Annotated in this window: 24 protein-coding genes; 12 read left to right on the forward strand and 12 right to left on the reverse strand. The window is 48.8% G+C overall.

Translation table 11 applies throughout. The features are described 5' to 3' along the window. The first annotated feature begins 13 nt into the window (after positions 1–13). Positions 14–904 (forward strand): dihydrodipicolinate synthase family protein, encoded by an 891-nt coding sequence (locus tag M979_RS20835; protein WP_064556258.1) that lies wholly within the window; start codon positions 14–16, stop codon positions 902–904. 82 nt (positions 905–986) lie between these two features. Here the strand turns inward: M979_RS20835 and M979_RS20840 are convergent, their stop codons facing one another. The 4 genes from M979_RS20840 to qseB all read right to left on the reverse strand — a co-directional run bounded on the left by M979_RS20840 (position 987) and on the right by qseB (position 4,049). Further along, on the reverse strand, positions 987–1,304 hold the full coding sequence (locus M979_RS20840) for a putative quinol monooxygenase (RefSeq protein WP_034461003.1): 318 nt from the start codon (positions 1,302–1,304) through the stop codon (positions 987–989). A 30-nt stretch (positions 1,305–1,334) separates the two neighbouring features. Next, positions 1,335–1,916, reverse strand: coding sequence for an NAD(P)H-dependent oxidoreductase (locus M979_RS20845; RefSeq protein WP_034461002.1), 582 nt, complete (start codon positions 1,914–1,916; stop codon positions 1,335–1,337). A gap of 121 nt (positions 1,917–2,037) precedes the next feature. After that, positions 2,038–3,393 (reverse strand): quorum sensing histidine kinase QseC, encoded by a 1,356-nt coding sequence (gene qseC / locus M979_RS20850; protein ID WP_064556259.1) that lies wholly within the window; start codon positions 3,391–3,393, stop codon positions 2,038–2,040. Then, the gene (qseB, locus tag M979_RS20855; protein WP_034461000.1) at positions 3,387–4,049 is read right to left on the reverse strand and encodes a quorum sensing response regulator transcription factor QseB; all 663 of its coding nucleotides are present in this window, start codon (positions 4,047–4,049) and stop codon (positions 3,387–3,389) included. Before qseB ends, qseC begins: the two co-directional genes overlap by 7 nt. A gap of 192 nt (positions 4,050–4,241) precedes the next feature. Between qseB and M979_RS20860 the strand changes: the two genes are divergently transcribed. From M979_RS20860 to M979_RS20880, 5 genes are all read left to right on the forward strand, one after another. Then, positions 4,242–4,646, forward strand: coding sequence for a YgiW/YdeI family stress tolerance OB fold protein (locus M979_RS20860; RefSeq protein WP_034460999.1), 405 nt, complete (start codon positions 4,242–4,244; stop codon positions 4,644–4,646). Between the two features lie 284 nt (positions 4,647–4,930). After that, positions 4,931–7,201: a DNA topoisomerase IV subunit A gene (gene parC / locus M979_RS20865; protein WP_034460997.1), complete on the forward strand. Its 2,271-nt coding sequence runs from the start codon at positions 4,931–4,933 to the stop codon at positions 7,199–7,201. Between the two features lie 180 nt (positions 7,202–7,381). Next, positions 7,382–8,137: a 1-acylglycerol-3-phosphate O-acyltransferase gene (locus tag M979_RS20870; RefSeq protein ID WP_034460995.1), complete on the forward strand. Its 756-nt coding sequence runs from the start codon at positions 7,382–7,384 to the stop codon at positions 8,135–8,137. 95 nt (positions 8,138–8,232) lie between these two features. Then, positions 8,233–9,645, forward strand: coding sequence for a cell division protein FtsP (gene ftsP, locus M979_RS20875; RefSeq protein ID WP_064556260.1), 1,413 nt, complete (start codon positions 8,233–8,235; stop codon positions 9,643–9,645). A gap of 140 nt (positions 9,646–9,785) precedes the next feature. Further along, positions 9,786–12,053, forward strand: a complete 2,268-nt coding sequence (locus tag M979_RS20880; protein ID WP_064556261.1) for a YgiQ family radical SAM protein — start codon at positions 9,786–9,788, stop codon at positions 12,051–12,053. A 114-nt stretch (positions 12,054–12,167) separates the two neighbouring features. Here M979_RS20880 and dkgA read toward each other — a convergent pair whose 3' ends face one another. After that, a complete protein-coding gene (dkgA, locus tag M979_RS20885) occupies positions 12,168–12,995 on the reverse strand; it encodes a 2,5-didehydrogluconate reductase DkgA (protein ID WP_064556262.1) in 828 nt (275 codons plus the stop codon). Between the two features lie 106 nt (positions 12,996–13,101). Then, positions 13,102–14,265, reverse strand: coding sequence for an alcohol dehydrogenase (gene yqhD, locus M979_RS20890; protein ID WP_064556263.1), 1,164 nt, complete (start codon positions 14,263–14,265; stop codon positions 13,102–13,104). Between the two features lie 193 nt (positions 14,266–14,458). Between yqhD and M979_RS20895 the strand changes: the two genes are divergently transcribed. Further along, complete coding sequence (locus M979_RS20895) at positions 14,459–15,349, forward strand: AraC family transcriptional regulator (protein WP_064556264.1); 891 nt, start codon at positions 14,459–14,461, stop codon at positions 15,347–15,349. Between the two features lie 48 nt (positions 15,350–15,397). On the opposite strand, the gene M979_RS20900 is transcribed toward M979_RS20895, so the two are convergent. Both M979_RS20900 and metC read right to left on the reverse strand, forming a co-directional pair. Next, entirely contained in the window at positions 15,398–16,057 is a 660-nt protein-coding gene (locus M979_RS20900) for a DedA family protein (protein WP_034460989.1), read from the reverse strand. 180 nt (positions 16,058–16,237) lie between these two features. Further along, the gene (metC, locus tag M979_RS20905) at positions 16,238–17,425 is read right to left on the reverse strand and encodes a cystathionine beta-lyase (RefSeq protein ID WP_034461058.1); all 1,188 of its coding nucleotides are present in this window, start codon (positions 17,423–17,425) and stop codon (positions 16,238–16,240) included. Positions 17,426–17,613: 188 nt separating this feature from the next. Between metC and exbB the strand changes: the two genes are divergently transcribed. From exbB to M979_RS20920, 3 genes are all read left to right on the forward strand, one after another. Next, the gene (exbB, locus tag M979_RS20910; protein WP_034460988.1) at positions 17,614–18,348 is read left to right on the forward strand and encodes a tol-pal system-associated acyl-CoA thioesterase; all 735 of its coding nucleotides are present in this window, start codon (positions 17,614–17,616) and stop codon (positions 18,346–18,348) included. 4 nt (positions 18,349–18,352) lie between these two features. Further along, positions 18,353–18,778, forward strand: a complete 426-nt coding sequence (gene exbD, locus M979_RS20915) for a TonB system transport protein ExbD (protein ID WP_064556265.1) — start codon at positions 18,353–18,355, stop codon at positions 18,776–18,778. A 295-nt stretch (positions 18,779–19,073) separates the two neighbouring features. After that, complete coding sequence (locus M979_RS20920) at positions 19,074–20,525, forward strand: methyl-accepting chemotaxis protein (protein WP_064556266.1); 1,452 nt, start codon at positions 19,074–19,076, stop codon at positions 20,523–20,525. 69 nt (positions 20,526–20,594) lie between these two features. On the opposite strand, the gene M979_RS20925 is transcribed toward M979_RS20920, so the two are convergent. After that, positions 20,595–20,987: a cytoplasmic protein gene (locus M979_RS20925; RefSeq protein ID WP_157093282.1), complete on the reverse strand. Its 393-nt coding sequence runs from the start codon at positions 20,985–20,987 to the stop codon at positions 20,595–20,597. Further along, a complete protein-coding gene (locus M979_RS20930; RefSeq protein WP_034460985.1) occupies positions 20,987–21,385 on the reverse strand; it encodes a hypothetical protein in 399 nt (132 codons plus the stop codon). The genes M979_RS20925 and M979_RS20930 overlap by 1 nt, the downstream gene beginning before the upstream one ends. Before the next feature lie 103 nt (positions 21,386–21,488). Here M979_RS20930 and M979_RS20935 point away from each other — a divergent pair, with 103 nt between their 5' ends. Both M979_RS20935 and M979_RS23940 read left to right on the forward strand, forming a co-directional pair. Next, the gene (locus tag M979_RS20935) at positions 21,489–21,992 is read left to right on the forward strand and encodes an ESA_00282 family adhesion-associated protein (RefSeq protein WP_064556267.1); all 504 of its coding nucleotides are present in this window, start codon (positions 21,489–21,491) and stop codon (positions 21,990–21,992) included. Between the two features lie 192 nt (positions 21,993–22,184). Next, on the forward strand, positions 22,185–22,745 hold the full coding sequence (locus tag M979_RS23940) for an NlpC/P60 family protein (protein WP_064556268.1): 561 nt from the start codon (positions 22,185–22,187) through the stop codon (positions 22,743–22,745). Between the two features lie 328 nt (positions 22,746–23,073). Here the strand turns inward: M979_RS23940 and M979_RS20945 are convergent, their stop codons facing one another. Beyond that, entirely contained in the window at positions 23,074–24,435 is a 1,362-nt protein-coding gene (locus M979_RS20945; protein ID WP_064556269.1) for an HdeD family acid-resistance protein, read from the reverse strand. Positions 24,436–24,628: 193 nt separating this feature from the next. Next, a complete protein-coding gene (locus M979_RS20950; protein ID WP_064556270.1) occupies positions 24,629–25,309 on the reverse strand; it encodes an ABC transporter ATP-binding protein in 681 nt (226 codons plus the stop codon). Positions 25,310–25,326 lie beyond the last annotated feature (17 nt).

The following is a 25,326-nucleotide window of genomic DNA, read 5'->3' on the forward strand; positions in this document are numbered from 1 at the left end:
CAAAGAGGCTTGCATGGAAAAGTTAACTGGCTTAATCGCCGCGCCGCACACCCCGTTTACCGCTGATGGTAGTGTTAATTATCCGGTTATTGACCAAATAGCTGCACATTTGATTAAGCAAGGTGTTAAAGGTGCCTATGTACTGGGAACTACCGGTGAAGGTATTCATTGCTCGGTAGATGAGCGCAAAAAAATTGCAGAACGTTGGGTGAGTGCAAGTGCGGGTAAATTGAGTATCACTTTGCATACTGGTGCTCTGAGTATCGCAGACTCTGTTGAACTTAGCCGCCATGCTGAAACTTTAGATATCTTTGCTACCTCAGTGATTGGTCCTTGTTTCTTCAAGCCGGGTAACATCGAAGACTTAGTCGAATACTGCCGCATCAATGCAGCAGCTGCACCATCTAAAGGTTTCTACTATTACCATTCCGGCATGTCTGGTGTGAATCTCGATATGGAGCAATTTTTACAGGTTGCAGCCGATCGTATTCCTAACCTTACTGGCATGAAGTTTAACTCCAGTGACATGTATGAATATCAACGCTGTGTGCGCGTGAATAACGGCCAGTTCGATATTCCATTTGGTGTGGATGAGTTTTTACCTGCGGGCCTGGCATGTGGTGCGGTTGGTGCCGTTGGCAGCACCTATAACTATGCAGCGCCTTTGTATCACCGCCTGATAGAGAGTTTTAATCGTGGTGACCTGGCAGATGTTGCTGGTTGCATGGATAAGGTCATCGCTATCATCCGCGTGCTGGTGCAGTACGGTGGTGTTGCGGCTGGTAAAGTTGCGATGAAACTCCATGGCATTGATGTCGGCGACCCGCGTCGTCCGCTGCGCCCAATGACTGAGCAGCAAAAGCAAGATGCGCTGCAAGCCTTCCGCAAGGCTGATTTCCTTTAATCTGCCTGCAATATTCAGGTTTAGAAAATAAAAAAGGGAGCTGGTGTAAACACCGCTCCCTTTAATGATTCGGTAAACCCAATTACTTAATTGCGTCTTCCAGAATATGGATATGAACGTCCAGAACGTCATCTTTAACCGTGACGCTGTGCGCTTTCATATGCTGTGTTTGCAGGTGAGCTTCCAGGTGAGCCACGCTCTCCCATTTTTCCAGCATAAACACAGAATCTGGTGCAGTGGTCTGGAACGCGACTTGTGCGTTATGGTCGATGAGTGGCGCATAACCAAAGCAGCCTTCCTCTTCGAGCACGGTAGGAATAATTTTTGCAAACGCGTCCAGTACAGCCTGGCGATGGTGAACACCAGGGCGGGTACGAATTTCAGCTATTACTGTAATCATGTTCAACTCCTTGTTGTCGACATAAGACAGTTAAGCAAAAACTCGGCCCAGATGCTCGCGGTATTCTGCGATAAAACGCGGTACATCAGGCGCTTTCATTACATCGTTGGCGATAAAGGTCGGCAGGCCTTCCATTCCAAGGAACTGGTTAGCTTTGTGGAATGGCAGATAAACACCATCAACGCCAACACCGTGGAAGAACTGTTCTTTATCTTCAAATGCTTGCAGCGGGGCGTTCCAGGTGAGTGACAACATGTAAGTTTTGCCCTGGATCAGGCCGCCGGAACCGTATTTTTTCTCTGCATCAGAACGGGTGCGACCATCGCTTGCATACAGTGAGCCATGACCTTCAGTAAATACATCATCAATGTATTTCTTCATGGTCCATGGTGCGCCCATCCACCAGCCTGGCATCTGGTAAATCACGGTATCAGCCCACATATATTTTGCGACTTCTTCTTTAATGTCGTACTCGCTGTCGGTACGTGTGACCTGAACATCATGCCCGAGGTCGCGCAAAAAGCTTTCCGCGACGTCGGTCAGGGTGTCGTTAAGTTGGCCGTTAGAATGGGCGAATTTTTTCGCACCATTGATAATCAGAATGTTGCTCATCGTTATTCCTCGAATAATTGCGTCTGGCGCGGAGTTTACCGTGACGGCTGTCACAGTTAAATGCCATAAATAGGCAAAGACTTTTGCTAAAAACGCAATAATCAGAGGGCTGAATCTGTTTTTACCAGTCTATTTTTACCTGAAATCCACCGCTGGTGGCGTTTAAGAAAATCGCCTGCATACCGTGTAATGCAGCGATTCTTCTGACGATAGATAACCCGAGACCGCTGCCGGTTTTTTCCTGTCCGGGTGGACGGAAGAAGCGTTCACCCAAAGAGCTCAGATATTCAGTGCTAACGCCCGGGCCGTTGTCGGTAATCGTAATTTCGTGGCTCTGGAGAACGACATTGACTACGCTGCCGCGCGGGCTGTAGCGCACGGCATTATCCAGCACGTTTCTGACCATCAAACTGAGCAGTAGCGGCTGACCCTGGCGTTTTACTTTTGCGTCCTGAATATCAAGGCGAATATCAATGCCTTCACGCTGCGCCTCGTGATACGCATCCATCACCGCATTTTGCAGTAGCGGCTGAAAAGCTACCTCTTGCACATCATCCAGACCCGCTAAAGAATCCAGCCGCGATAAGGTTAGCAGTTGATCGACCAGGCGAGTCGCACGATCGATGCCTGTGCTCAGGTTACTCAGTGCGTGATCGCGCATCGGCTCATCATTTTGCGCAAGCTGTGCCACTTCGGCCTGTACTTTTAATGCGGCGAGTGGGCTGCGTAGCTCATGTGCAGCATCAGAGGTAAAGCGCCGTTCGCGCTGCATAAATTCCCCGGTACGGGTAAATAGCTGATTAAGTGCTATCACCAAAGGGCGCACTTCTTGCGGCAGCGTTTGTATTGGCAGTTCACTGGCATCGTCTGGTTTACGGCTACGTAATTGCAGCGCCAGTTTGTGGAGCGGGGAGAGTGCCCGGCTGACCAGCCATACCAACAACAGCAAGATCATCGGTGAGGCAATAAGCCACGGAGTAAGTTGAGACAAAACGATATCCCGTGCCAGATCTTCGCGGTATTCCCACTCCTGACCTACCACGATACGGTATTTTCCATCAGGTGTTGTCACCCAGACCATGCGCCACATATCGTCATCGCCCGCCAACTTGCCATCAACAAATCCGTCACGCTGGTAGCGATAGCTGAGATACCTGCCGTTGTCGCCGTCATTGAGCAACAACTGCCCATTGGCGGTATAAATGGCGAAGGCGAGGGTGTCATCATCTTGCTTACCGCGATGATGCGAAATCATCTTTTTGGTACGAGGCAATTGTGTATCGCTTTGCACGCCATCAAGCTCCAAAGCACTCAGACGTTTGGCAAACAGCACTTGTTGGGTATCAAAAAGTTTATTGAGGTTTTTGCTGGTTTGCTGCCAGGCAGCAACACTTGCGCCAACCCAGGCAACCAGCGTGAGCAAAATAAACCCGGCAATGAGTCTTGCGCGTAAACTCTGAGTCACTCTTTTTAGCATTCTTCACCTAACGTATAACCAATGCCGTGCACTGTACGAATAAACCCGCTGCCGAGTTTGCGGCGTAAATGGTGGATATGCACTTCCAGCGCATTTCGGGAAACATCGTTCTCCCAACTATAAAGTTTCTCTTCAATAAGCGTGCGCGGTAATACGCGTCCTGCGTTACGCATAAATAATTCCAGCAAGGCGAATTCTTTAGGTTTTAGCAGCAGTGGTTCGCCGTCGCGGGTAACGGTTAATTTAATCGGATCAAGTTCAACACCAGCGTGGCAAAGGGTTGATTGCGTCTGCCCATGATTACGGCGAATTAAAACCTGTAAGCGGGTGGCAACTTCTATTAACGCAAAGGGTTTACACAAATAGTCATCGGCACCAAGTTGTAATCCCTCAACACGTTGTTCCAGCGCATCGCGCGCGGTTAGAATTAACACAGGTTCAGTTCGGCCATTACGACGCCAATATTTTAAGATATCCAGCCCGTCGATTCCCGGCAGACTTAAATCCAGTACCACTGCGTCGTAGGGGGCTAAACTCAGAGCTGACTGGCCTTGAAGACCATCAGTAAACCAGTCGACGGTAAAACCCATTTTTGTCAGCCCGGCTTTGAGTCCGTCGCCAATGAGCTTATCGTCTTCAATTAGTAATATGCGCATGGTGTTTCCCTTACTGCCCATTTGCGGGAAGTTAATAACTTTTGCGAGGATGTGTACAGGGGAAAAATACGATGCTTCGGCATGGTGCGCAATTGACTAAAAAAAGCGATTTTTGATGGGAGAATTAAGATCGCGTTAAGATCTATCACGTTAAATAGCACTCATGAAATCATTCATAAAAGGAAAATTAAAATGAAAAAAATAGCCGCTATTATGACTATTCTCGCTATTACCGCAGCACCTGCACTGGCTGCAAATCAGGGTGGTTTCTCTGATCCGAACGCAGCTCCTGCCACCACACAAACTCAAACCGCAGGCGGTTTTGTCGGCCCAAGTGGCAGCAACACCACGGCGACTCAGGCCAAGTCACTGTCTGACGATACCTGGGTCACTTTGCGCGGCAAGATTGAGTCACGTATCGGCGGCGACCATTACATCTTCCGTGATACTTCTGGCACTATTAATGTCGATATCGACCATAAGCGCTGGAACGGCCAGACTATCACTCCGCAAGATACCGTTGAGATTCAAGGTGAAGTCGATAAGGACTGGAACTCTGTTGAAATCGACGTGAAGCAAATTACCAAAGTAAAATAACGCCCCGAATGAGCCGCAATTTGCGGCTCATTTCTTCCTCCCTTACTTCTCTTAAAGATACGCACTCCTCTGTGACTACGACTGCCAGATAGGTTACTATCGGCGGCAATTACGCCGTTTATACCCGTCATATTTCAATCTGCATGTGCGTTGGCTGCACTCACTCACCCCAGTCACTTACTCAAGTAAGCTTTTGGGATTACTGAGTTTGCCGTCTTTGTGCAACGCGAATTATTTAGGGTATGTGGCAACACTCGGCTCGTCAGTTTGAGGATGAATAATTAATGAGTGATTTAACTCATGATGGTGCAGAACGCCTTGCGCTGCACGAATTCACGGAAAATGCGTATCTCAACTACTCCATGTACGTCATTATGGACCGCGCCCTGCCGTTCATTGGCGATGGTTTAAAGCCCGTACAGCGTCGTATCGTCTATGCGATGTCGGAGTTGGGATTAAGCAATAGCGCTAAATTCAAAAAATCTGCCCGTACCGTCGGTGACGTACTGGGTAAATACCATCCACACGGCGACAGCGCTTGTTATGAAGCCATGGTATTGATGGCACAACCCTTCTCTTATCGCTACCCGCTGGTTGATGGCCAGGGAAACTGGGGTGCGCCGGATGATCCGAAATCCTTCGCCGCGATGCGTTATACCGAATCGCGTCTGTCGAAATATGCTGAAGTCCTGCTGGGAGAGTTAGGGCAGGGGACGGTTGATTATGTGCCAAACTTTGACGGCACCATGCAGGAGCCAAAAATGCTTCCTGCGCGTCTGCCGAATATCCTGCTAAACGGCACCACCGGCATTGCCGTTGGTATGGCAACCGACATCCCTCCGCATAACTTACGTGAAGTAGCGAAAGCGGCAATCACTCTGATTGACCAGCCGAAAACTACGCTTGATGAGTTGCTGGATATTGTTCAGGGGCCGGATTACCCGACAGAAGCCGAAATCATCACCCCGCGTGAAGAGATCCGCAAAATCTACCAGAACGGCCGTGGCTCTGTGCGTATGCGTGCGGTGTGGAAAAAAGAAGATGGCGATGTGGTGATCACCGCGTTGCCGCACCAGGTTTCCGGCGCGCGCGTACTTGAACAAATCGCCAACCAAATGCGTGCTAAAAAACTGCCAATGGTTGAAGACTTGCGCGATGAGTCGAACCACGAAAACCCAACGCGTCTGGTGATTGTTCCCCGTTCTAACCGTATCGACGTAGAGCAGGTGATGAACCACCTGTTTGCCACCACCGATCTTGAGAAAAGCTATCGCATCAACCTCAATATGATTGGCCTGGACAACCGTCCATCGGTGAAAAACCTGCTGGAAATTTTGACCGAATGGCTGGTTTATCGTCGTGAAACGGTGCGCCGTCGCCTTAGCTACCGTCTCGAAAAAGTACTCAAACGCCTGCATATCCTCGAAGGTTTGCTGGTGGCATTCCTCAACATTGATGAAGTGATTCACATCATTCGTACTGAGGATGAGCCGAAGCCGGTGCTTATGTCGCGTTTCGAGTTAAGCGAAACCCAGGCTGAGTCTATCCTCGAGCTGAAATTACGTCACCTCGCAAAACTCGAAGAGATGAAGATTCGCGGCGAGCAGAGCGAGCTGGAAAAAGAGCGTGACCAATTGCAGGGCATTCTGGCGTCTGAACGCAAAATGAATACCTTGCTGAAGAAAGAGTTGCAGGCGGATTCAGATGCTTATGGCGACGATCGTCGTTCACCGCTGCGTGAACGTGGTGAAGCGAAAGCCATGAGCGAGCACGACATGACGCCGTCTGAACCCGTCACTATTGTGCTGTCGCAAATGGGCTGGGTGCGTAGCGCCAAAGGCCATGATATCGACGCGCAAGGTTTGAATTACAAAGCGGGTGATAGCTTCCTGGGTTGTGCTAAAGGTAAGAGCAACCAGCCGGTGGCGTTTATCGACTCCACCGGGCGTAGCTACGCTCTCGACCCGATTACGTTGCCGTCAGCGCGCGGGCAGGGCGAACCCCTTACCGGTAAACTGACACCGCCGCCGGGTGCCGTCGTTGAACACGTATTAATGGCACCGGATGACCAAAAATTACTGATGGCGTCTGATGCAGGCTACGGTTTCGTCTGTACCTTTAATGATTTAGTGTCACGTAACCGTGCGGGTAAAACGCTCATCTCATTGCCGGAAAACGCAAAAGTGATGCCGCCGGTAGAGATTTCAAGTGTTGATGACATGCTGCTGGCAATCACTGCTGCGGGTCGTATGTTGATGTTCCCTGTTGGCGATTTACCGCAGCTTTCTAAAGGGAAAGGGAATAAAATTATCTCTATTCCAACTGCTGAAGCAGCAAACGGCGAAGACAAACTGGTTCATCTATTTGTATTGCCGCCGCAAAGCACCGTTACTTTGCACGTCGGCAAGCGCAAAATTAAACTTCGTCCGGAAGAGCTTCAAAAAATCACTGGTGAGCGTGGTCGTCGCGGCACATTGATGCGTGGTCTACAACGCATTGATCGTGTTGAAGTTGATTCTCCGCTTCGTGCAAGTGCAGGTGATAGCGAAGAGTAATCAAAAAAATGGCGGCTTAAAGGCCGCCAGATTGGTATGTTTTACGCTTAAGCAAGTCGTACACCCGTCATCATTCAAGTTGCAGAGCCCTGACTACCCCCATGCTTACAGTCTGGTGCTTTCCTGCATGGCGAATTATTTAGGGTATACTTGTCAGCGCTTTTGGCTTTTGAGGTTGTTATGCTATCCATCGTACGTTTTATTATCGTTATAATTTATTGCATCCTGGTGAGCATTTTTGGCTGTATTTATTGCCTGTTCAGCCCACGTAACCCGCGCCACGTTGCAACTTTTGGCCATCTGTTTGGGCGCCTGGCACCGGTATTCGGTTTGAAAGTCGAAACCCGTTTACCGAAAGGTCATGAAAATCACCCGACGGCGATTTATATCTGTAACCACCAGAATAATTTCGACATGGTCACTGCTGCGAATATCGTGCAGCCACCGACAGTTACTGTTGGTAAAAAGAGCCTGCTGTGGATTCCATTTTTTGGCCAAATCTATTGGCTGACTGGAAATATGCTTATCGACCGTGATAATCGCGCCAAAGCTCTCAGCACCATTTCCCAGGTTGTGGCACAAATTCAGAAACGTAAAATATCGGTCTGGATGTTTCCTGAAGGCACGCGTAGCCGTGGTCGTGGCCTGTTACCGTTCAAAACCGGCGCTTTCCATGCCGCAATTGCTGCGGGCGTCCCAATTATTCCGGTGTGTGTTTCCAATACCAGTAATAAAATTAAGCTAAACCGTTGGAATAACGGTTTGGTGATTGTCGAAATGCTGGAGCCAATTGATATCAGTGGTTATGGCAAAGATCAGGCGCGTAAACTCGCTACGCATTGCCGCGATATCATGAGGGAAAAAATCGCCGAATTAGATAAAGAAGTCGCGGAGCGTGAAGCCTCCGGCCGAGTTGAGAAAAAGCAGGCGAATTAATCATTTTTATACCCCTGTAATTAGATGTATGACGGGGATATTTTGGCGGCACGTCTTGTGCCGCACCACGTTAGTCAGTTTCACATGGAGTTAATATGTCACTCAGTCGGCGTCAGTTTATCCAGGCATCAGGAGTCGCACTTTGTGCAGGCTCGGTGCCACTGAGGGCAAACGCAGCAGGGCTGCAGCAACCTTTACCCGTACCGCCGTTATTAGAATCTCGTCGTGGTCAGCCTTTGTTCCTGACCTTACAGCGCGCGCACTGGTCATTTACCGGCGGTGCTAAAGCGCCGGTCTGGGGTTTGAACGGACGTTATCTCGGGCCGACCATTCGGGTATGGAGCGGTGATGACGTGAAGATGATTTACAGCAATCGTCTACAAGAAAATATCGCTATGACGATTGCCGGTTTACAGGTTCCAGGCCCGCTTATGGGCGGTGCTGCACGTATGATGCAACCCAATGTGGATTGGGCCCCGGTTCTGCCTATTCGCCAGCAAGCAGCGACGCTTTGGTATCATGCCAACACGCCTAACCGTACCGCAAAGCAGGTTTACAATGGCCTTGCGGGCATGTGGCTGATTGAAGATGAAGTGAGTAAGTCGCTGCCGATTCCTAACCACTATGGCGTCGATGACTTCCCGGTCATTATTCAGGATAAGCGCCTCGATAACTTTGGTGCGCCTGAATATGAAGAACCGGGCAATGGTGGATTTGTGGGCGACACATTGTTGGTGAATGGTGTGCAGGGGCCATATGTTGAGGTCTCTCGCGGTTGGGTGCGTTTGCGTTTGCTGAACGCTTCTAACTCGCGCCGCTATTTGCTGCAAATGAGCGATGGCCGCGCGATGCACGTGATTTCCAGTGACCAGGGTTTCCTACCAGCACCGGTTTCCGTGAAGCAACTTTCACTGGCTCCGGGGGAACGCCGTGAGATTCTGGTGGATATGAGTGACGGCAAAGAAGTGTCGATAACCTGCGGTGAAGCTGCCGGTATCATGGATAGAATCCGTGGCTTCTTCGAGCCGTCGAGCATTCTTATTTCCACGTTGGTTCTCACGTTGCGTGCCACCGGCCTGCTGCCGTTAGTGACTGATACATTACCAATGCGTCTGCTGCCGGATGAGATTATCAATGGCAACCCGGCGCGTAGCCGTGAAATTACACTCGGCGAAGATCCTGGCATTAACGGTCAGCTATGGGATATGAAACGCATTGATATTCAGACTCAGCAAGGCACCTGGGAGCGCTGGACTGTGCGTTCCGATATGCCCCAATCCTTCCATATTGAAGGTGTGAGTTTCCTGATTAAAAACGTCAATGGCGCAGCACCATTTGGTGAAGACCGCGGCTGGAAAGACACGGTTTGGGTTGATGGGCAGGTCGAGTTACTGGTCTATTTTGGTCAGCCTTCCTGGGAACATTTCCCATTCTTGTATACAAGTCAGACGCTTGAAATGGCGGACCGTGGATCTATCGGGCAGGTGCTGGTGCAGCCTGCGCCATAAACCATTTAGGCCCTTTCCATCAGTGAAAGGGCCTTAGATTTTAACACGGCAATAACACTTCATTTTTGAACCCATACCAGCGTATAATCGCCGGCTTTGGTTATTTTTAAATCATTTTTTATTCATTTTTCGGAAGCATTATGAGCTCTATTAGCTTGATCCAGCCCGATCGCGAACTCTTTTCGTGGCCACAATACTGGGCTGCCTGTTTCGGCCCGGCACCATTTTTACCCATGTCACGTAAGGAAATGGACGAGTTAGGTTGGGATAGCTGCGACATCATTCTGGTTACCGGAGATGCCTACGTTGACCATCCAAGTTTCGGTATGGCGATCTGTGGCCGTATGTTGGAAGCCCAGGGTTTCCGCGTGGGCATCATTGCTCAACCGGACTGGAACACCAAAGAAGACTTCATGCGCCTTGGCAAACCGAATCTGTTTTTCGGTGTGACTGCTGGCAACATGGACTCCATGATCAACCGCTACACCGCGGACCGCAAGCTGCGCCATGACGATGCGTACACGCCAGATAACGTGGCAGGTAAACGCCCGGATCGCGCATCACTTGCTTACACCCAGCGTTGTAAAGAAGCCTGGCGCGATGTGCCTGTTATTCTTGGTGGCATTGAAGCGAGCCTGCGCCGTACCGCGCATTACGATTACTGGTCTGATACCGTTCGTCGTTCAATCCTGGTCGATGCTAAAGCCGATATGCTCATTTTTGGCAACGGCGAGCGCCCTTTGGTAGAAGTAGCTCACCGCCTGGCAATGGGTGAGAAAATCGACCAAATCTGCGACGTGCGTAACACCGCTATGATGCGTAAAGAAGCGATGCCGGGCTGGTCTGGTGTGGATTCTACGCGTCTGGATATGCCTGGCCGTATTGACCCGATTCCACACCCTTACGGCGAAGATTTGCCGTGTGCAGAAACCGGTAAGCCGGATAAGCCAATTAACGAAGCGCAGGCTATCGTGGTTAAGCCTGCACCGATGAAGCCGTGGGAAAAAACCTACGTGTTGCTGCCGTCCTTTGAAAAAGTCAAAAACGACAAAGTGCTATATGCGCATGCCTCACGTATTTTGCACCATGAAACCAACCCAGGTTGTGCTCGTGCGTTGATGCAAAAACACGGTGACCGTTATATCTGGATTAACCCGCCAGCCATCCCGCTTTCCACTGAAGAGATGGACAGTGTGTTCGCACTGCCTTACAAGCGCGTTCCGCATCCTGCCTATGGCAAGGCGCGTATCCCTGCTTATGAGATGATTCGTTTCTCGGTGAACATCATGCGTGGTTGCTTTGGTGGCTGTTCATTCTGTTCTATTACCGAACACGAAGGTCGTATCATCCAGAGCCGTTCCGAAGATTCGATCATCAGCGAAATTGAAGCGATGCGCGATACCGTTCCAGGCTTCACTGGCGTGGTTTCGGATCTCGGTGGCCCGACCGCTAATATGTATATGCTGCGCTGTAAGTCACCACGTGCGGAACAGACTTGCCGCCGCTTGTCTTGCGTCTATCCGGATATTTGCCCGCACATGGACACCAACCATGAGCCGACGATCAACTTGTATCGCCGCGCCCGTGAGATTAAAGGCGTTAAGAAGATCCTGATCGCATCCGGTGTTCGCTACGATATCGCGGTAGAAGATCCACGTTATATCAAAGAGCTGGCGACGCACCACGTTGGCGGTTATCTGAAGATTGCCCCGGAACATACCGAAGAAGGGCCGCTTTCTAAGATGATGAAGCCGGGTATGGGCAGTTATCAGCGCTTTAAAGAGCTGTTTGATACTTATTCTAAACAGGCAGGTAAAGAGCAGTACCTGATTCCTTACTTTATCTCTGCGCACCCTGGTACGCGTGATGAAGACATGGTGAATCTGGCACTGTGGCTGAAGAAAAACCGCTTCCGTTTGGATCAGGTGCAGAACTTTTATCCGTCACCGCTCGCAAACTCGACCACCATGTATTACACCGGTAAGAACCCGTTGGGTAAGATTGGCTATAAGAGTGAAGATGTAGTGGTGCCGAAAGGTGACCGTCAGCGCCGCCTGCACAAAGCGCTGCTGCGTTATCATGATCCTGCCAACTGGCCGTTGATTCGTGAAGCACTGGAAGCGATGGGTAAAAAGCACCTGATTGGTGGCCGTCGTGAGTGCCTGGTGCCTTCGCCAACGATTGAAGAGATGCGTGAAGCGCGTCGTTATAACCGTGGTGCGCGCCCAGCATTGACGAAACATACGCCAATGACACATCAGCGTCGTGCACCTGCTGATGCTAAAGCAGTTGCTGGTGCGAAACCTGCTGCTGGTTCGAAACCTAATGCTGGTGCGAAAGCGTCTACAGGTGCAAGACCTGCACCTAAAGTTGTATCGAAGCCTACAAGTCGGAAGCGCCCAGCTTAACGATTGTTGTAAAACAGCGGTAGGGCGGATGTCGTGAACCACATCAGCACTACCGCTACAATATTTTTCGTAGGTCGGATAAGCGTAAGCGCCATCCGACACTATGAAACAGTTTTACGAGCCAAACACATCAGGGTCTGGTCCCAGACGCTTATGACTATCCAGCTTCGCAATCTCGCTTAACTCGTCTTTATCAAGACGGAAATCAAACACGTCAAAGTTCTCAGCAATGCGCGATGGTGTGACCGATTTCGGGATCACAACCAGCCCACTATCCAGATGCCAGCGAATGACAATCTGTGCCGGGGTTTTGCCATATTTATCGGCCAGGTCGCGGATGATTTTCTTATCAAACACACCCTCACCGCCCTGAGCCAGTGGGCTCCAGGATTCGGTCTGAATTTTGTGTGTCGCATTCCAGGCATGAAGCTGGCGTTGTTGCAGTAATGGATGGAGTTCAATCTGGTTGATAACCGGTGAGACGCCCGTTTCATCAATCAACCGCTGGAGATGGTTGAGTTGGAAATTGCAAACACCGATGCTTTTGACCAGCCCCTGCTTTTGCAACTCAATCATGCCTTTCCAGGCTTCAACATAATGATCTTTGCTTGGCACCGGCCAGTGCATCAAATACAGATCGACGTAATCGAGCTGTAATTTCTCAAGGCTATCTTCTAATGCCTGACGCGGCCTCTGCTGGTCGTCATTCCACAGTTTGGTGGTGATAAACAGTTCATCGCGCGGGATACTGGCCTGTTTTAGCGCATTACCCACGCCGTCTTCGTTCTTGTACGCGGCGGCGGTATCAATAGATCGATAGCCGACCTCCAGCGCTTTATCGATTGCAATTTGAACCTGGTCGTTGCTGGCTTGCCAGACGCCGAGGCCTAACTGCGGCATCACATTCCCGTCCTGGAGCTTGATTATGGTTGGGTTTGCCATGTATTCCTCCTTAATCAAATGATACGACTGGGGCCAGGCCCCAGCGTAATAATGCATTTAAGTCTGGACCAAATACTCAGAAACGTGAAAAAAATGGCTAAATTACTTAGCGTGCTGCCTCGTAAATGCGACGGCTTACGTCCAGAGTAATATCCTGATGCTCACCCAGTTTGGTCATGCCTTTTTCTTCCAGTTTCACTAGCAGAGCTGGGATAGAGCTACCATCCAGACCGTAGGCTGACAGGCGAGTTGGTGCTCCCATTTGCTCGAAGAAATTACGTGTAGATTCAATCGCTGCATCAATACGTTCTTCTTCAGAACCTTCAGTGATGTTCCATACACGTTCAGCATACTGCAGCAGTTTGCCGCGTTTCTCGTTACGTTTTTCATTCAGCAGAGAAGGCAGAACAACCGCCAGAGTTTGTGCGTGATCCAGACCGTGCATCGCAGTCAGTTCATGCCCCAGCATGTGAGTTGCCCAGTCCTGCGGGACGCCAGCACCAATCAAACCGTTTAACGCCATGGTCGCCGCCCACATTACATTGGCACGCACGTCATAGTTTTCTGGTTCTTTCAGTGCAATTGGGCCGTCTTCAACCAGTGTTAACAGAATGCCTTCGGCAAAACGGTCCTGCACTTTGGCGTTCACCGGGTAAGTGATGTATTGCTCAACGGTGTGAACAAAAGCATCGACTACGCCGTTTGCGACCTGGCGCGGTGGCAAAGTATAGGTGTAAACCGGGTCAAGTACCGCGAAGACAGGCTGCACGTGTTCAGACATAAATGCTTGTTTGTCGCCGGTTGAGCGGCGGGAAACCACAGCGCCTTTGTTGGATTCAGAACCGGTTGCAGGCAGCGTCAATACGGAACCCAGCGGGATTGCACTCTTAACGTCACTACCGCGAGTCAGCAGGATATTCCACGGATCTTGATCCAGCGGATAGTTCGCTGCTGCTGCGATGAATTTAGTGCCGTCGAGCACAGAACCGCCACCAACGGCTAACAGGAAAGTGACTTTCTGCTGGCGCACCACTTCTACTGCTTTCATCAGCGTTTCGTAAGCCGGGTTTGGTTCGATGCCGCTAAATTCTAGTACATCCAGCCCTTCGAGTTCGGCGTAAACCTGGTCCAGTACGCCATTTTTCTTCACACTGCCGCCGCCGTAGGTGATCAACACACGAGCATCAGCAGGAATTTGTGCGCGCAATTCGGAAATAGCGCCTTTACCAAACAGGATGCGAGTTGGGGTATGTAGGTCGAAGTTGTTCATTATTTGATTCCTGTGGTTTGGAGCGTTAGAGACAATACTTATCGAATTTGATGGTAGCCATTGTCGGCTTCAGGTGGTTATCTCTCAATGCTTATTCCTGCCTTTGTCTTGCCTATTTCTACTTACCTCTGGAGAAAAATAAAAATTAGTCGCAAACTTATTGCGTCATAAAAGCCTTGTGGAGCGGAAGGAAATGAAGCGGAAAGAGATTTGTCTGCAATTAACAAATAAGATTAATCATTTGATACAAAAAGAAAATAGTGCTCTTTCTTCATTGCCAAATGTCACTTTATTGTATGGTACGAAACCTTATGCCCGCACTCCGGTGATGTATGAGCCGGGAATCATTATTCTCTTTTCTGGCCATAAAACGGGTTATCTAAACGATCGCGTGTTTCGCTACGATGCTAATGAATATCTGCTGTTAACTGTGCCGCTGCCTTTTGAATGCGAAACCTTCGCGACACCTGAAGTTCCGCTGGCTGGCCTGCGTATTAACATCGATATTTTGCAGTTGCAGGACTTGCTGATGGATATCGGTGAAGACGATTTATCACACCCGCAAACGTGCTCAACGGGCATTAATTCCGCCGAACTTTCAGAAGAAATTCTTTGCGCCGTCGAGCGTTTACTCGACGTGCTCGAGAACCCGCTCGACGCGCGTATTTTGGGTAAACAAATTATCCGCGAAATTCTCTATCACATCCTGGTGGGGTCGTGCGGTGCAGCATTGTTGGCATTGGTCAGCCGGCAGACGCATTTCAGCCTGATTAGCCGTGTCTTGCGCCGCATCGAAACGCAGTACACCGAGAACCTCTCAGTGGACCAACTGGCCGCTGAAGCGAATATGAGCGTCTCTGCGTTTCATCATAACTTTAAGTCGGTGACCAGTACTTCGCCGCTGCAATACCTCAAAAGCTACCGTCTGCATAAAGCGCGGATGTTGATTTTGCATGACGGGATGAAAGCTAGCGCTGCGGCTATTCGTGTGGGATATGAAAGTGCTTCGCAGTTTAGCCGCGAGTTTAAACGCTACTTTGGGGTAACCCCGGGGGAAGATGCTGCTCGTATGCGAGTCATTTAAGCCGAAGCTTACAGAGTGGATAATTTCGCATTACCCACTCTGTGATTTTTATGCGGGGTTAAATCTTTTTTTAATAACTACAAATAGCGTGCCTACCAGACCTGCGACCAGCAGAACCATCGGCAGAATCATCAGGCAGGTCATCACCTGGTCTTCGTGGCGTTTCACAAATGGAATCATGCTCAGGGCATAACCCAGACTGGTGACGCTACCAACCCACAACAACCCACTTAGCCAGTTAAATACCTGGAAGCGGCGATTGCTAAGGCCAGAAATGCCCGCCATGGTTGGCAGCAATGTGCGCACAAACGCCAAAAAACGCCCAGCTAACAATGCGAACAAACCGTGTCGATCAAACATCACCGTTGCTCGTTCGTGATATTGCGGTGGAAGTTGTTTCAACCAGCTTTTCACCACCCGAGTATTGCCGAGCCAGCGGCCTTGCACATAGCTCAGCCAGCAACCGAGGCTTGCCGCCGCGGTTAAGATAATGATTGTCGGGACGAAATCCATGACCCCTTTTGCCACTAACGCTCCTGCGAGTAACAGCAGACTGTCGCCCGGCAAAAACGAGGCGGGCAGCAATCCATTTTCGAGAAACAGCGTCGCAAACATGACGCAATAAACCACTCCAACAACATGAGGGTCCGCGAGTGCAGCAAAGTCATGTTGCCAAAGCGCTTGAACGATATTGTGTATAACAGCCATGGCAAATCCTGTGGAACCGCTTTATTGAGCAGGCCTGAATCTACAGTAGTTAGATTAGGCACACCTTAGTTTTAGGGGCTTAGTGTAACGCTAAAAAACCTGCGACATCTTGATCGCAGGCTCAACAAATCATCATGGAATAGCAAAAACTGTCCTTCCGGGCGTCCACTTCTGGCAATTTTAGGCGATCCGCTGGAAACCTGCTTCAAGATCGGCGATGAGATCGTCAACATTTTCCAGGCCAATATGAATGCGTACTAATGTCCCACTGAAGTCTATCCCGCCAGCCGGGCGGATCTGCGCGAGTTCTTCCGGTTGGTTGGCTAGGATAAGCGATTCATAGCCACCCCAGGAATAGGCCATACTAAAATAATGGAAATTATCCAGGTAGTGCTGATATTGCTCGTTATTTAAACGATTTTTCAGTACAAATGAGAACAAGCCGCTACTACCTGTAAAGTCTCGTTTCCAGAATTCATGCCCTTTACTGCCGGGTAGTGCAGGGTGGTTTACACGTTCAACCTGCGGGTGTTGCGCCAGCCATTCGGCAATTTTCAAACTACTTTCATGATGTTGACGCAGGCGCACACCAAGAGTGCGTAAACCCCTGCTCGTCATATAAGCGGTATCGGCATCCAACATTTGCCCCATCAGATAAGAATTTTCACGCAGTTGATCCCAGCAACGAGCATTTGATACAGCTGTGCCAACCATCGCATCCGAGTGGCCAATCAAGTATTTGGTGCCAGCCTGAATTGAAATATCGATACCAAAATCCAGCGCCTTAAAAAGAATGCCTGCCGCCCAGGTGTTATCAATCATGATAATGGCATCCGGGGCAACGCTACGCACCGCCTGCACAATTGCTGGAACGTCATGTACTTCCATTGTGATAGAGCCAGGTGATTCCAGAAATACGACTTTAGTATTGGGTTGCACAAGTTCTGCGATGCCTGCGCCAATCATCGGGTCAAACCAGGTGGTGCTCACGCCGAGCCTTGCGAGGATTTTGGTGCAGAAGTCCTGGCTAGGCTCGTAAGCTGTGCCAGTCATCAACACATTGTCGCCGTGCTCGACGAACGCCAGAATCGCATTGGCAACGGCTGCGGCACCACAAGGGTAAAGCGCACAACCCGCACCACCTTCGAGCTCGCACATCGCTTCTTGTAAAGAAAAGTGGGTCAGGGTGCCGCGGCGACCATAAAAAAGTTCGCCTTTCGCGCGGTTAGCCGTTGCCAGCTTTTTGGCTTCAACACTTTCGAACACCAAAGAAGAAGCGCGTTGAATGACGCTGTTAACCGAACCCTGGGTGAATTTTTTATCGCGCCCGGCATTAACCAGCGCCGTTTCAATGTGCTTTTTACTCATCTTCACTTTACCCTGTTTAACCATCTGGATGTCTAAATCTAACTTATCATGCTTTTGCTGCGTAAGCGCAAGGAATGCATAGACAATTTAAGGCACTCTTTAAATACTAATGAGAACTACTATCAATTCGATGTCGTTTTGATATTATTGCGCACAGTTTTTGTATCATTTCGTGGTGGAGAGTAAGAGTGACGAATAATTTGATGCAGACAGACCTCTCTGTCTGGGGCATGTATCAACATGCCGACATCGTGGTAAAGATTGTGATGATCGGCCTGATTATGGCCTCTGTCGTCACGTGGGCAATCTTCTTTAGCAAAAGTGTTGAGCTGTCTGCGCAAAAGCGTCGTCTGAAGCGTGAGCAGCAACAACTGGCTAATGCCCGCTCTCTGAATGAAGCCAGTGAAATGGCGGAAGCATTTGATGCGAAAAGCCTGAGCACCATGCTTATCAATGAAGCGCAAAATGAGCTTGAGCTTTCCGCGGGCAGCGAAGACAACGAAGGCATTAAAGAGCGTACCGGTTTCCGCCTTGAACGTCGTGTCGCGGCAGCGGGTCGTCACATGGGGCGCGGTAATGGCTTCCTTGCGACCATCGGTGCGATATCCCCGTTCGTCGGTCTGTTTGGTACGGTCTGGGGCATCATGAACAGCTTTATTGGTATTGCGCAGTCGCAGACCACTAACCTTGCTGTGGTGGCACCTGGTATTGCAGAAGCATTGTTAGCAACGGCTATCGGCCTGATTGCAGCAATTCCTGCGGTAGTTATCTACAACGTATTTGCCCGTGTTATCGGTGGCTATAAAGCTTCTCTGGGTGACGTTGCGGCTCAGGTTCTGTTGTTGCAAAGTCGTGACCTGGATTTAGAGGCCAGCTCTCAGGCTCGCCCGGTACGTACGGCTCAGAAACTGCGTGTAGGTTAATCCCATGGCAATGAGTTTTAACGAAAACCACGACGATAACGGCGAGATGCATGATATCAACGTGACGCCGTTTATCGATGTCATGTTGGTGTTGCTGATTATCTTCATGGTGGCAGCACCCCTTGCGACGGTTGATGTGAAGGTTAACCTTCCAGCATCCTCAAGCCAGCCGCAGCCGCGCCCGGAAAAACCGATTTATCTCTCCGTCAAAGCGGACAAAACCATGTTTATTGGGAACGACGAAGTGACCAGGGATAACATGGTTAACATGCTGATGGCTGCGACAGAAGGTAAGAAAGACACCACGATCTTCTTCCGCGCTGATAAAACGGTTGATTACGAAACCATGATGAACGTGATGGATACTCTGCATCAGGCAGGGTATTTGAAGATTGGGTTGGTGGGACAAGAAGTCACCAAAACTCAATAACGTTTAATTTATTACTGCAACGAAATCCTCTGCGGCCTGCTAGTTTAACTATCAGGCCGCTTTTTCATACCCATAATGATTTTACTTAGTTCAGTATCCCATCCTGTAAATCACTCTTTCATTTGCTCCTCTTTGCTGACTTAATTCAAATTATAAAAATCACTCAGCTTTATTATTGAAAACAGAAGAAAAATATACTCAGGCTAACAATAACCTTCTATGCTTTTTCTGTACGTAATAGTTCCATATTGAAAATACCTAATAAAAACTTAATGATAAAAATGTGGATAACCAAATGGCAACGATGACTGTTTTTGATGCAGGCAACAAAAAGCCCGATGTGGTGTCTCTTCGGAGTATTTATCTACATGCAGATGTATTAATGTTTTTTGTTGTCTGGGGGCTATTTGTAATTTCGCTTGGTGTGGGGTGGGCTTACGATGCACTTTTCGTCGCACTTATAGCTGGCAGCATTCTTGCTGTAAGCTCCAGTGTTGTTAAGCTATTGCTACCCGGAAAACTATTTACCCGGCTCTATTACGCTTTTACATTAATTGGATTTGCCGCATTGTTAATTCAATTAGGCGATGGTGAAACTGAATATCACTTTTCGGTTTTTGTATTGCTATCAGCATTATTAGCTTATCGCGATTATCGACCATTATTAATGGGGGCGGCGGTTGCAGCGCTTCACCATGTATTATTTGCCTGGCTGCAAGCTAATGAGTTATTCGGTATCACCTGCTTTATGCATCCAGGAATTCATATGGTCGTATTCCATGCCATTTTTGTGGTGGCACAAACTGCGATACTCATTTACATGGCATTGCGTATGGCCGATGACGCACGTTCAGCCAGCGAAGTGGCGCAGTTAGCAGCACAGATAAATTGCCAGCCGGGTTGCCTGACCCTTACGTGTAGTGAAAGGGAAAGTCGCACGCCGTTTGCTCAAACCTTTAATACTACGCTTACCACGATGAGAAGTACCCTAAGCCAGGTGAGCACTGGTGTGGCATCAGTACTCACAGCTTCGGAAAGCATCATCCAACGTAATGCCGCACTGTCTAAACGTACTGACGAGCAGGCCGCAGCACTTGCCGTTGCCGCCAGTGCTATGGAACAACTCAGCTCCTCCGCAGTCGCGACTAGTGACAAAGCGCAAAGTGCCAGAGCGCTTGCCACTCAGGCAAGTCATCTCGCAAGCAAAGGTGGAGTCAGTATTGATGCTGCCACACGCACTATGGAGCAAATCCGTGAAGAGTCTGACCACATCAGCAACATACTTGAACTGATTGATGGCATTGCCTTCCAGACTAATATTCTGTCCCTGAATGCCTCTGTTGAAGCAGCCCGGGCAGGCGCTCACGGTCGAGGATTCGCGGTGGTGGCTTCGGAAGTACGCACACTGGCGTTACGATGCGAAAACGCGGCCAAAGACATTCGCCAGTTGATAAGCGTATCGGTAGAGTGTACTCGGACAGGCTCGGTGCAAGTGGAAAATGCTGGGCAAACCATGCGTGAAGTGATTGGTTCCATTAATGCGCTGGCAGGGTTGGTGGAGGAGCTTTCCGATATGAGTGCCCAGCAAAGTATCAGCATCACGCAAATGAATGAAAGTATTGCCAGTATCGATGAAAGCGTGAGGTATAACGTGGAGCATACTGCGCAAACCGTACAGGCCGCGCGCCAACAACAGCATCAGGCTGATGATTTACAGCAGGCAATCTCAGTATTTCGTCTGGCCTGATAGCAGGTTTCGCGAGCGAATTTTTGTCGCTGGAAAGAGTGCCTGCTTGCTGCAGGCGCCTCAGCAACTTTATAAGTGGGGTGTTTTGTAGCTGTTTTCCAGCAACGCGCGGGTACGTGAGAGTGTTTGTGTTTCTTCATCTCTCAACTTCTGATACACCTCCTCTAGTCGAGCCAGAATTTCGGCTTTAAGCCTGGGATTGTGGCTGATGATTTCGCTAAGCACGGCGCCGTAAATCTCATCTTTCACGCGATATGGGTAAATTTGATGGCGGTTGTGCCATTTTTGCTCAACCAATGCCGCAGTAATATTGATCTGGCCTTGCGCGATGCGGGCAATATTTTCATTTTTAATCTGTACCAGCGCGGCGATATTTTCACGTAATAACGTATTTTCAGACACTGTATCGTCAGATGGCACAACCGTTTGAAGAGGGGGGAATTGCAATTCTGACATTGGCATTACTCATCCAGCGAATAAAACAGAGGCCAGCTTTTTTCCTGGGTTAACTGATTTACCCAGATTTGCTGCGAATGATGACTTATCTGCAATTTTTTATCTTCTATTAGCATTTGCAGATCGGCTGAGTTGATTTTTTCTTGTTCTATGAGTTCATTTAATACTGTCACTATCGCTTCAATTTTTACTGCATAAAATAAGCGGTCTTTTAAATGCTGGTCATTCTCTTCAAGCAATGTATTTTTCGCTTGCCCAGCATAATGAGGGGCGCTCAGAATCGTTTTCTCCAGAACTAAAAGATTATCCTGAGAATTTAGTGTTAGAGCGCTATGTTCTTCTGATACGGCAATATCAGCCTGTGAGACAGGAAAGGTCACTGGCACCAGGTTGTTGGGCAGCATTAGAGATGTCCTTTTATAGCAATGGAATTAAATTTTATGGTTAACAGACGGCAGGTTGACTATATGTTGCCTCAAAATTACTATAAAAAAAACAGGAGTCCTCATGCAAAGCGTCTTTTATTCAATTGTATTAATATTGTTATTGCTGTGCGTAGTACTGGTGCTGATGCGTGAGATTTCGCATCCCAAAGTGAAATTAACGCCCGGTAACGTCCCTAAATTAAATTTATCTGAAATTGATGAGCGCGAAGATTATTTTGCTAAGTTAATGTCAAAAATAACGCCTGATTATTACTGGCGAGTTAGCCATGAATATGTGGATTTCAACCACGCCACTATCAAACGGATGCGTATCGACGAACTCAGCGCTGATCTGGCACTCTTTAACGCTCAGCGACGTTGTAGTGATTTACACTCGGCCATCTACCGCTATTACGAAAATCTCAGAAAACGCTGTTCAGAGGGGGAGATGGTACCTTTTGCTGATATCGAGGTGCTGAATTTACGTCAGTGCTTTGATGAGTTCAGTCATGATGCTTATCCTGCATTGGTTGCTTTGGTGTGGCCGCATCTTCAGCGCCCAGAGGTCTGTCTTGAGAATGTATAGTGCCTTTTCCCATTTAGATTGATCTGACATCAGGCTGTTTTTTAAACTAAAAAAATCCAAATCTAAAAATGGACTGATTATCTTCTGGATTAACATTCAGTATTGTTTATTATTTGTTCACTAAATGGAGTTGCTCGTCACGTTGCTGAACATTCAGTAATGCAGTATTTACCTTCAATAAAGATATAACGCATGTATTTGTTTAAAAAAATCGTTACCGCTTCACTCTTAATTATCCCTTTAGTTATTAGTGCAAATTCCTTTGCTTTTAATATGCCAAAGGAATTTGCATCATTGGGTGTTAATGCTCTTTCACATAAAGATGTGTTTTCTAAACAGGCTTCACTTATAAATCCTGAAAGAAAAATAAATTCTAATAATATCAGAGCCACTATATTGGCTGAATTTTCCAACTGGAAAGGAACACGCTATCATTTTGGTGGCACCACACATAAAGGTGTGGATTGCTCTGCACTCATGCAGCATATTTTTAGTGATTCTTTTCACAAGTCGCTACCAAGAACGACAACTCAGCAAATTCGAAATGGTGAACACGTCAATAAAGAAATGCTTAAACCAGGTGATTTAGTCTTTTTTCAAACTTCTCCAGGTACCCGCCATGTTGGCGTGTATGTCGGTAATAACGAGTTTATCCATGCTTCAAGCAGCGTGGGAGTAACCATTTCCTCACTGGCTAACCGCTACTGGATGGATCATTATGAAACGGCTCGGCGTTTAAAAATGATTGGCTGAATATAAATAATATTCCTGAAATTTTGTATTTATCACCATTATTATAGTTGTTCATTTAGAATTATGTTTTCTAATTTTTGGAATTTATACTCTTATTTCCAACGAGATGCTTATTAAATGAAAAGAAATTTAATTCGCTATATGACGAGTGCTGTAATGGTGGTTTTAGCGGCAGCTATGATGCGATTTTAAGTGGAGTGGAAAAGGCTGAACATGTGATGGTCGGCGGGAAATAGCGCGTCACCAACGGCAATATCGCTGGGCTGGATGTAGCGGATTTAATCTCCCGTCGCACAAAGGCTACGAAAAATTGGTATCGGATATTTAGCTAATCTTCCGTAACGCTTTCTTCGCTTTTGCCTTTCCCCCATGCAGCGCGGCGCTGGAGCATCTTTTTTAGCGCCCGGCCGGATGTATTTAACCAACCGGTTGGGCGTGGGTCGGCAAGCATACTCAGGGCGCGGGCGTAATCCAGCACAAGCCCTGGTGTCCAGGCCATGGTTTCAGCACGCTTACGCAGTTGCAGCGCCACCCAAAGCTCTGGAGTCGACATCAATTTCCCCATTGCCATCCAGAACCCGCGTTTATGCCACAGCCGTCCAACCGATCCTTCTAGTGCGGCTTCCAACGCCCGCGCTACGCTACTGGAGCAGTTGCGGTAAGTCAGGTTGTAGGACTCATTCTGGCGGTAACTTTCCCAGAATGTTTTTAGCTTTTCCTCGTTATAATTACGGATGCGCACTTTTCTTGTCGACGGGCACCACTTTGCGGCCTCCGTCGCATAATCTGGCTGAAATAATCCTGCAACGTTGTTTTCCGGGGTCGCGCGTAACAGGCGGACGAACTCGTCGGGCGACTGGTCAATAAGTTCTGCAGGATAGAGGCTGATATAAACCCCGCCTGGGGACTCAAGGGCTGCGTGACCGGTTGAGATAACCCCGTTGCGGTCGACAGCGGCGATATAACGGCTTATTACCGGGCGGGGAATTGTCTCGCTCGGGGCTGAGCCAGCAGGTGTCCAGACATGAACCGTCAGTGCTTTTTCATCATCGCTGGGTGGCCCGTCCCACTCCACGACCTTAAGCGGCGGAATATCTGCTTCTTCCATAAAGACCGCCCCTTTAAGCCCAGGGTTTGCAGCGGCGCTTTTAACGCGGTTGGCGAGAATAAACATATTCCAGCCCGCAAAAGCCAGGCCCAGCCCGAGGCAGTACGGAACCGTACCTTCATAGTGTGAGGGCCAGGGCTGGAAGAAGAATATTGCCAGAGCTATTTCGACAATTCCGCCCCAGAAAGCGGGCCGCCAGCGCCGATAGCGCACTACTAATGCAGAAGCGATTTGCAGTGCGCCATCAAACATAAATAGCGTGCCGAAGATCATCGCTAGCACGAAGTTTCCGTCATGATGGCCCGCCAGAATCAACAGCGCAGCAACAGTAAATGCCCCGCCTTTTACGTAGCGCAGCACGCGCTGCCCGCCCATACCGCTATGAGCAACCATCAGCGTCGCACATCCTTCGATCAGCAGTAAGCAGGCAAAAGGTTCAATAGGAAAGAACAGTGTTCCATCCAGTGCATCAATGAATATCACCACGCCGGCAATTAGTGTAACCCAGCCAAAACGGCGCAGCCCGCGCCAGTGGGAGCGCAGGAAATCAACGCCAAGCAGGATCATTGTTAGCCGCATCATGGATGTCATTCCGAGAATCAGTCCAAGAAATATATAGTCCACAAGGCTGCTAAGTGCGTTATTTCAGCAAGCCGCCAGAATTGTTTTTTTTAGTAGTCAGGTAGATATTGAAGTGAAGAGGGGGCAGGTAGTGAATATGGTGAAGAGCTCTGATGGGGTAGATGTCAATTTAATGATTAACATTGATACCTCATCAACTTATATGCATTGAGTGAGTCTCCCGATCTTCGACGATAACACCATTGGCTAATCGGATCGTGCGGGAGAAATGCTGCTTCACAAAGTCATAGTCATGGCTTATGGCGAGAATAGTCGTGCCTTGCTCACGGCAGACGGACAACCATTTCGTAAAAATTGCCAGCCACTGACTGTCAAAATCGCGACTCGGTTCATCTAATAATAATAATGGCGGAGCAACGGCCGCGAGACTGGCAACTGCCACCATTCGGCGTTGACCAGCATGTAAGTCCAGAGGGTGGGCGTCCGCGACATCGGTTAACTCGCAAAGAGTGAGGGTCTGCATGATTTTCTGTTGTAGTTCATCACCGCGTATTCCTTGATGTCGTAAACCAAAAGCAATTTCATCACGTACACGGTTATGGAATATTTGCCGCTCCGCTTCCTGGAATAACACACCCACCAGAGGTGCGCGCTGTGCTGCTTTCATGCTGGCAATATTTTTGTTCTGTAAGAATACGTGCCCACTCCCCGGTTTTAATAATCCGGCAATCAGACGCAGCAACGTCGATTTGCCCGCACCGTTATCGCCAATTAGTGCCACCCATTCCCCTGAGTTAATAGTCAAATTCAGTCCATTAATGATAGGCGTAGACACTGCCGGCCATTGAAACCTCAGAGATTCAATCTTTAACATGACTAGTCCTGATATAC

The organism is Buttiauxella noackiae ATCC 51607 (assembly GCF_001654865.1).
Taxonomy (GTDB): domain Bacteria; phylum Pseudomonadota; class Gammaproteobacteria; order Enterobacterales; family Enterobacteriaceae; genus Buttiauxella; species Buttiauxella noackiae.

What these genes read in the sequence shown, in the direction of transcription:
- dkgA (WP_064556262.1), bottom strand. Translation starts at nt 12,995, where the DNA reads ATGGCAAACCCAACCATAATCAAGCTCCAGGACGGGAATGTGATGCCG.
- M979_RS20900 (WP_034460989.1), bottom strand. Translation starts at nt 16,057, where the DNA reads ATGGCTGTTATACACAATATCGTTCAAGCGCTTTGGCAACATGACTTT.
- M979_RS20835 (WP_064556258.1), top strand. Translation starts at nt 14, where the DNA reads ATGGAAAAGTTAACTGGCTTAATCGCCGCGCCGCACACCCCGTTTACC.
- M979_RS23940 (WP_064556268.1), top strand. Translation starts at nt 22,185, where the DNA reads ATGTATTTGTTTAAAAAAATCGTTACCGCTTCACTCTTAATTATCCCT.
- M979_RS20880 (WP_064556261.1), top strand. Translation starts at nt 9,786, where the DNA reads ATGAGCTCTATTAGCTTGATCCAGCCCGATCGCGAACTCTTTTCGTGG.
- M979_RS20895 (WP_064556264.1), top strand. Translation starts at nt 14,459, where the DNA reads ATGAAGCGGAAAGAGATTTGTCTGCAATTAACAAATAAGATTAATCAT.
- yqhD (WP_064556263.1), bottom strand. Translation starts at nt 14,265, where the DNA reads ATGAACAACTTCGACCTACATACCCCAACTCGCATCCTGTTTGGTAAA.
- qseC (WP_064556259.1), bottom strand. Translation starts at nt 3,393, where the DNA reads ATGCTAAAAAGAGTGACTCAGAGTTTACGCGCAAGACTCATTGCCGGG.
- M979_RS20950 (WP_064556270.1), bottom strand. Translation starts at nt 25,309, where the DNA reads ATGTTAAAGATTGAATCTCTGAGGTTTCAATGGCCGGCAGTGTCTACG.
- qseB (WP_034461000.1), bottom strand. Translation starts at nt 4,049, where the DNA reads ATGCGCATATTACTAATTGAAGACGATAAGCTCATTGGCGACGGACTC.
- M979_RS20870 (WP_034460995.1), top strand. Translation starts at nt 7,382, where the DNA reads ATGCTATCCATCGTACGTTTTATTATCGTTATAATTTATTGCATCCTG.
- M979_RS20845 (WP_034461002.1), bottom strand. Translation starts at nt 1,916, where the DNA reads ATGAGCAACATTCTGATTATCAATGGTGCGAAAAAATTCGCCCATTCT.
- M979_RS20935 (WP_064556267.1), top strand. Translation starts at nt 21,489, where the DNA reads ATGCAAAGCGTCTTTTATTCAATTGTATTAATATTGTTATTGCTGTGC.
- ftsP (WP_064556260.1), top strand. Translation starts at nt 8,233, where the DNA reads ATGTCACTCAGTCGGCGTCAGTTTATCCAGGCATCAGGAGTCGCACTT.
- M979_RS20840 (WP_034461003.1), bottom strand. Translation starts at nt 1,304, where the DNA reads ATGATTACAGTAATAGCTGAAATTCGTACCCGCCCTGGTGTTCACCAT.
- M979_RS20925 (WP_157093282.1), bottom strand. Translation starts at nt 20,987, where the DNA reads ATGCCAATGTCAGAATTGCAATTCCCCCCTCTTCAAACGGTTGTGCCA.
- metC (WP_034461058.1), bottom strand. Translation starts at nt 17,425, where the DNA reads ATGAGTAAAAAGCACATTGAAACGGCGCTGGTTAATGCCGGGCGCGAT.
- parC (WP_034460997.1), top strand. Translation starts at nt 4,931, where the DNA reads ATGAGTGATTTAACTCATGATGGTGCAGAACGCCTTGCGCTGCACGAA.
- exbD (WP_064556265.1), top strand. Translation starts at nt 18,353, where the DNA reads ATGGCAATGAGTTTTAACGAAAACCACGACGATAACGGCGAGATGCAT.
- M979_RS20930 (WP_034460985.1), bottom strand. Translation starts at nt 21,385, where the DNA reads ATGCTGCCCAACAACCTGGTGCCAGTGACCTTTCCTGTCTCACAGGCT.
- M979_RS20860 (WP_034460999.1), top strand. Translation starts at nt 4,242, where the DNA reads ATGAAAAAAATAGCCGCTATTATGACTATTCTCGCTATTACCGCAGCA.
- M979_RS20945 (WP_064556269.1), bottom strand. Translation starts at nt 24,435, where the DNA reads ATGATGCGGCTAACAATGATCCTGCTTGGCGTTGATTTCCTGCGCTCC.
- M979_RS20920 (WP_064556266.1), top strand. Translation starts at nt 19,074, where the DNA reads ATGGCAACGATGACTGTTTTTGATGCAGGCAACAAAAAGCCCGATGTG.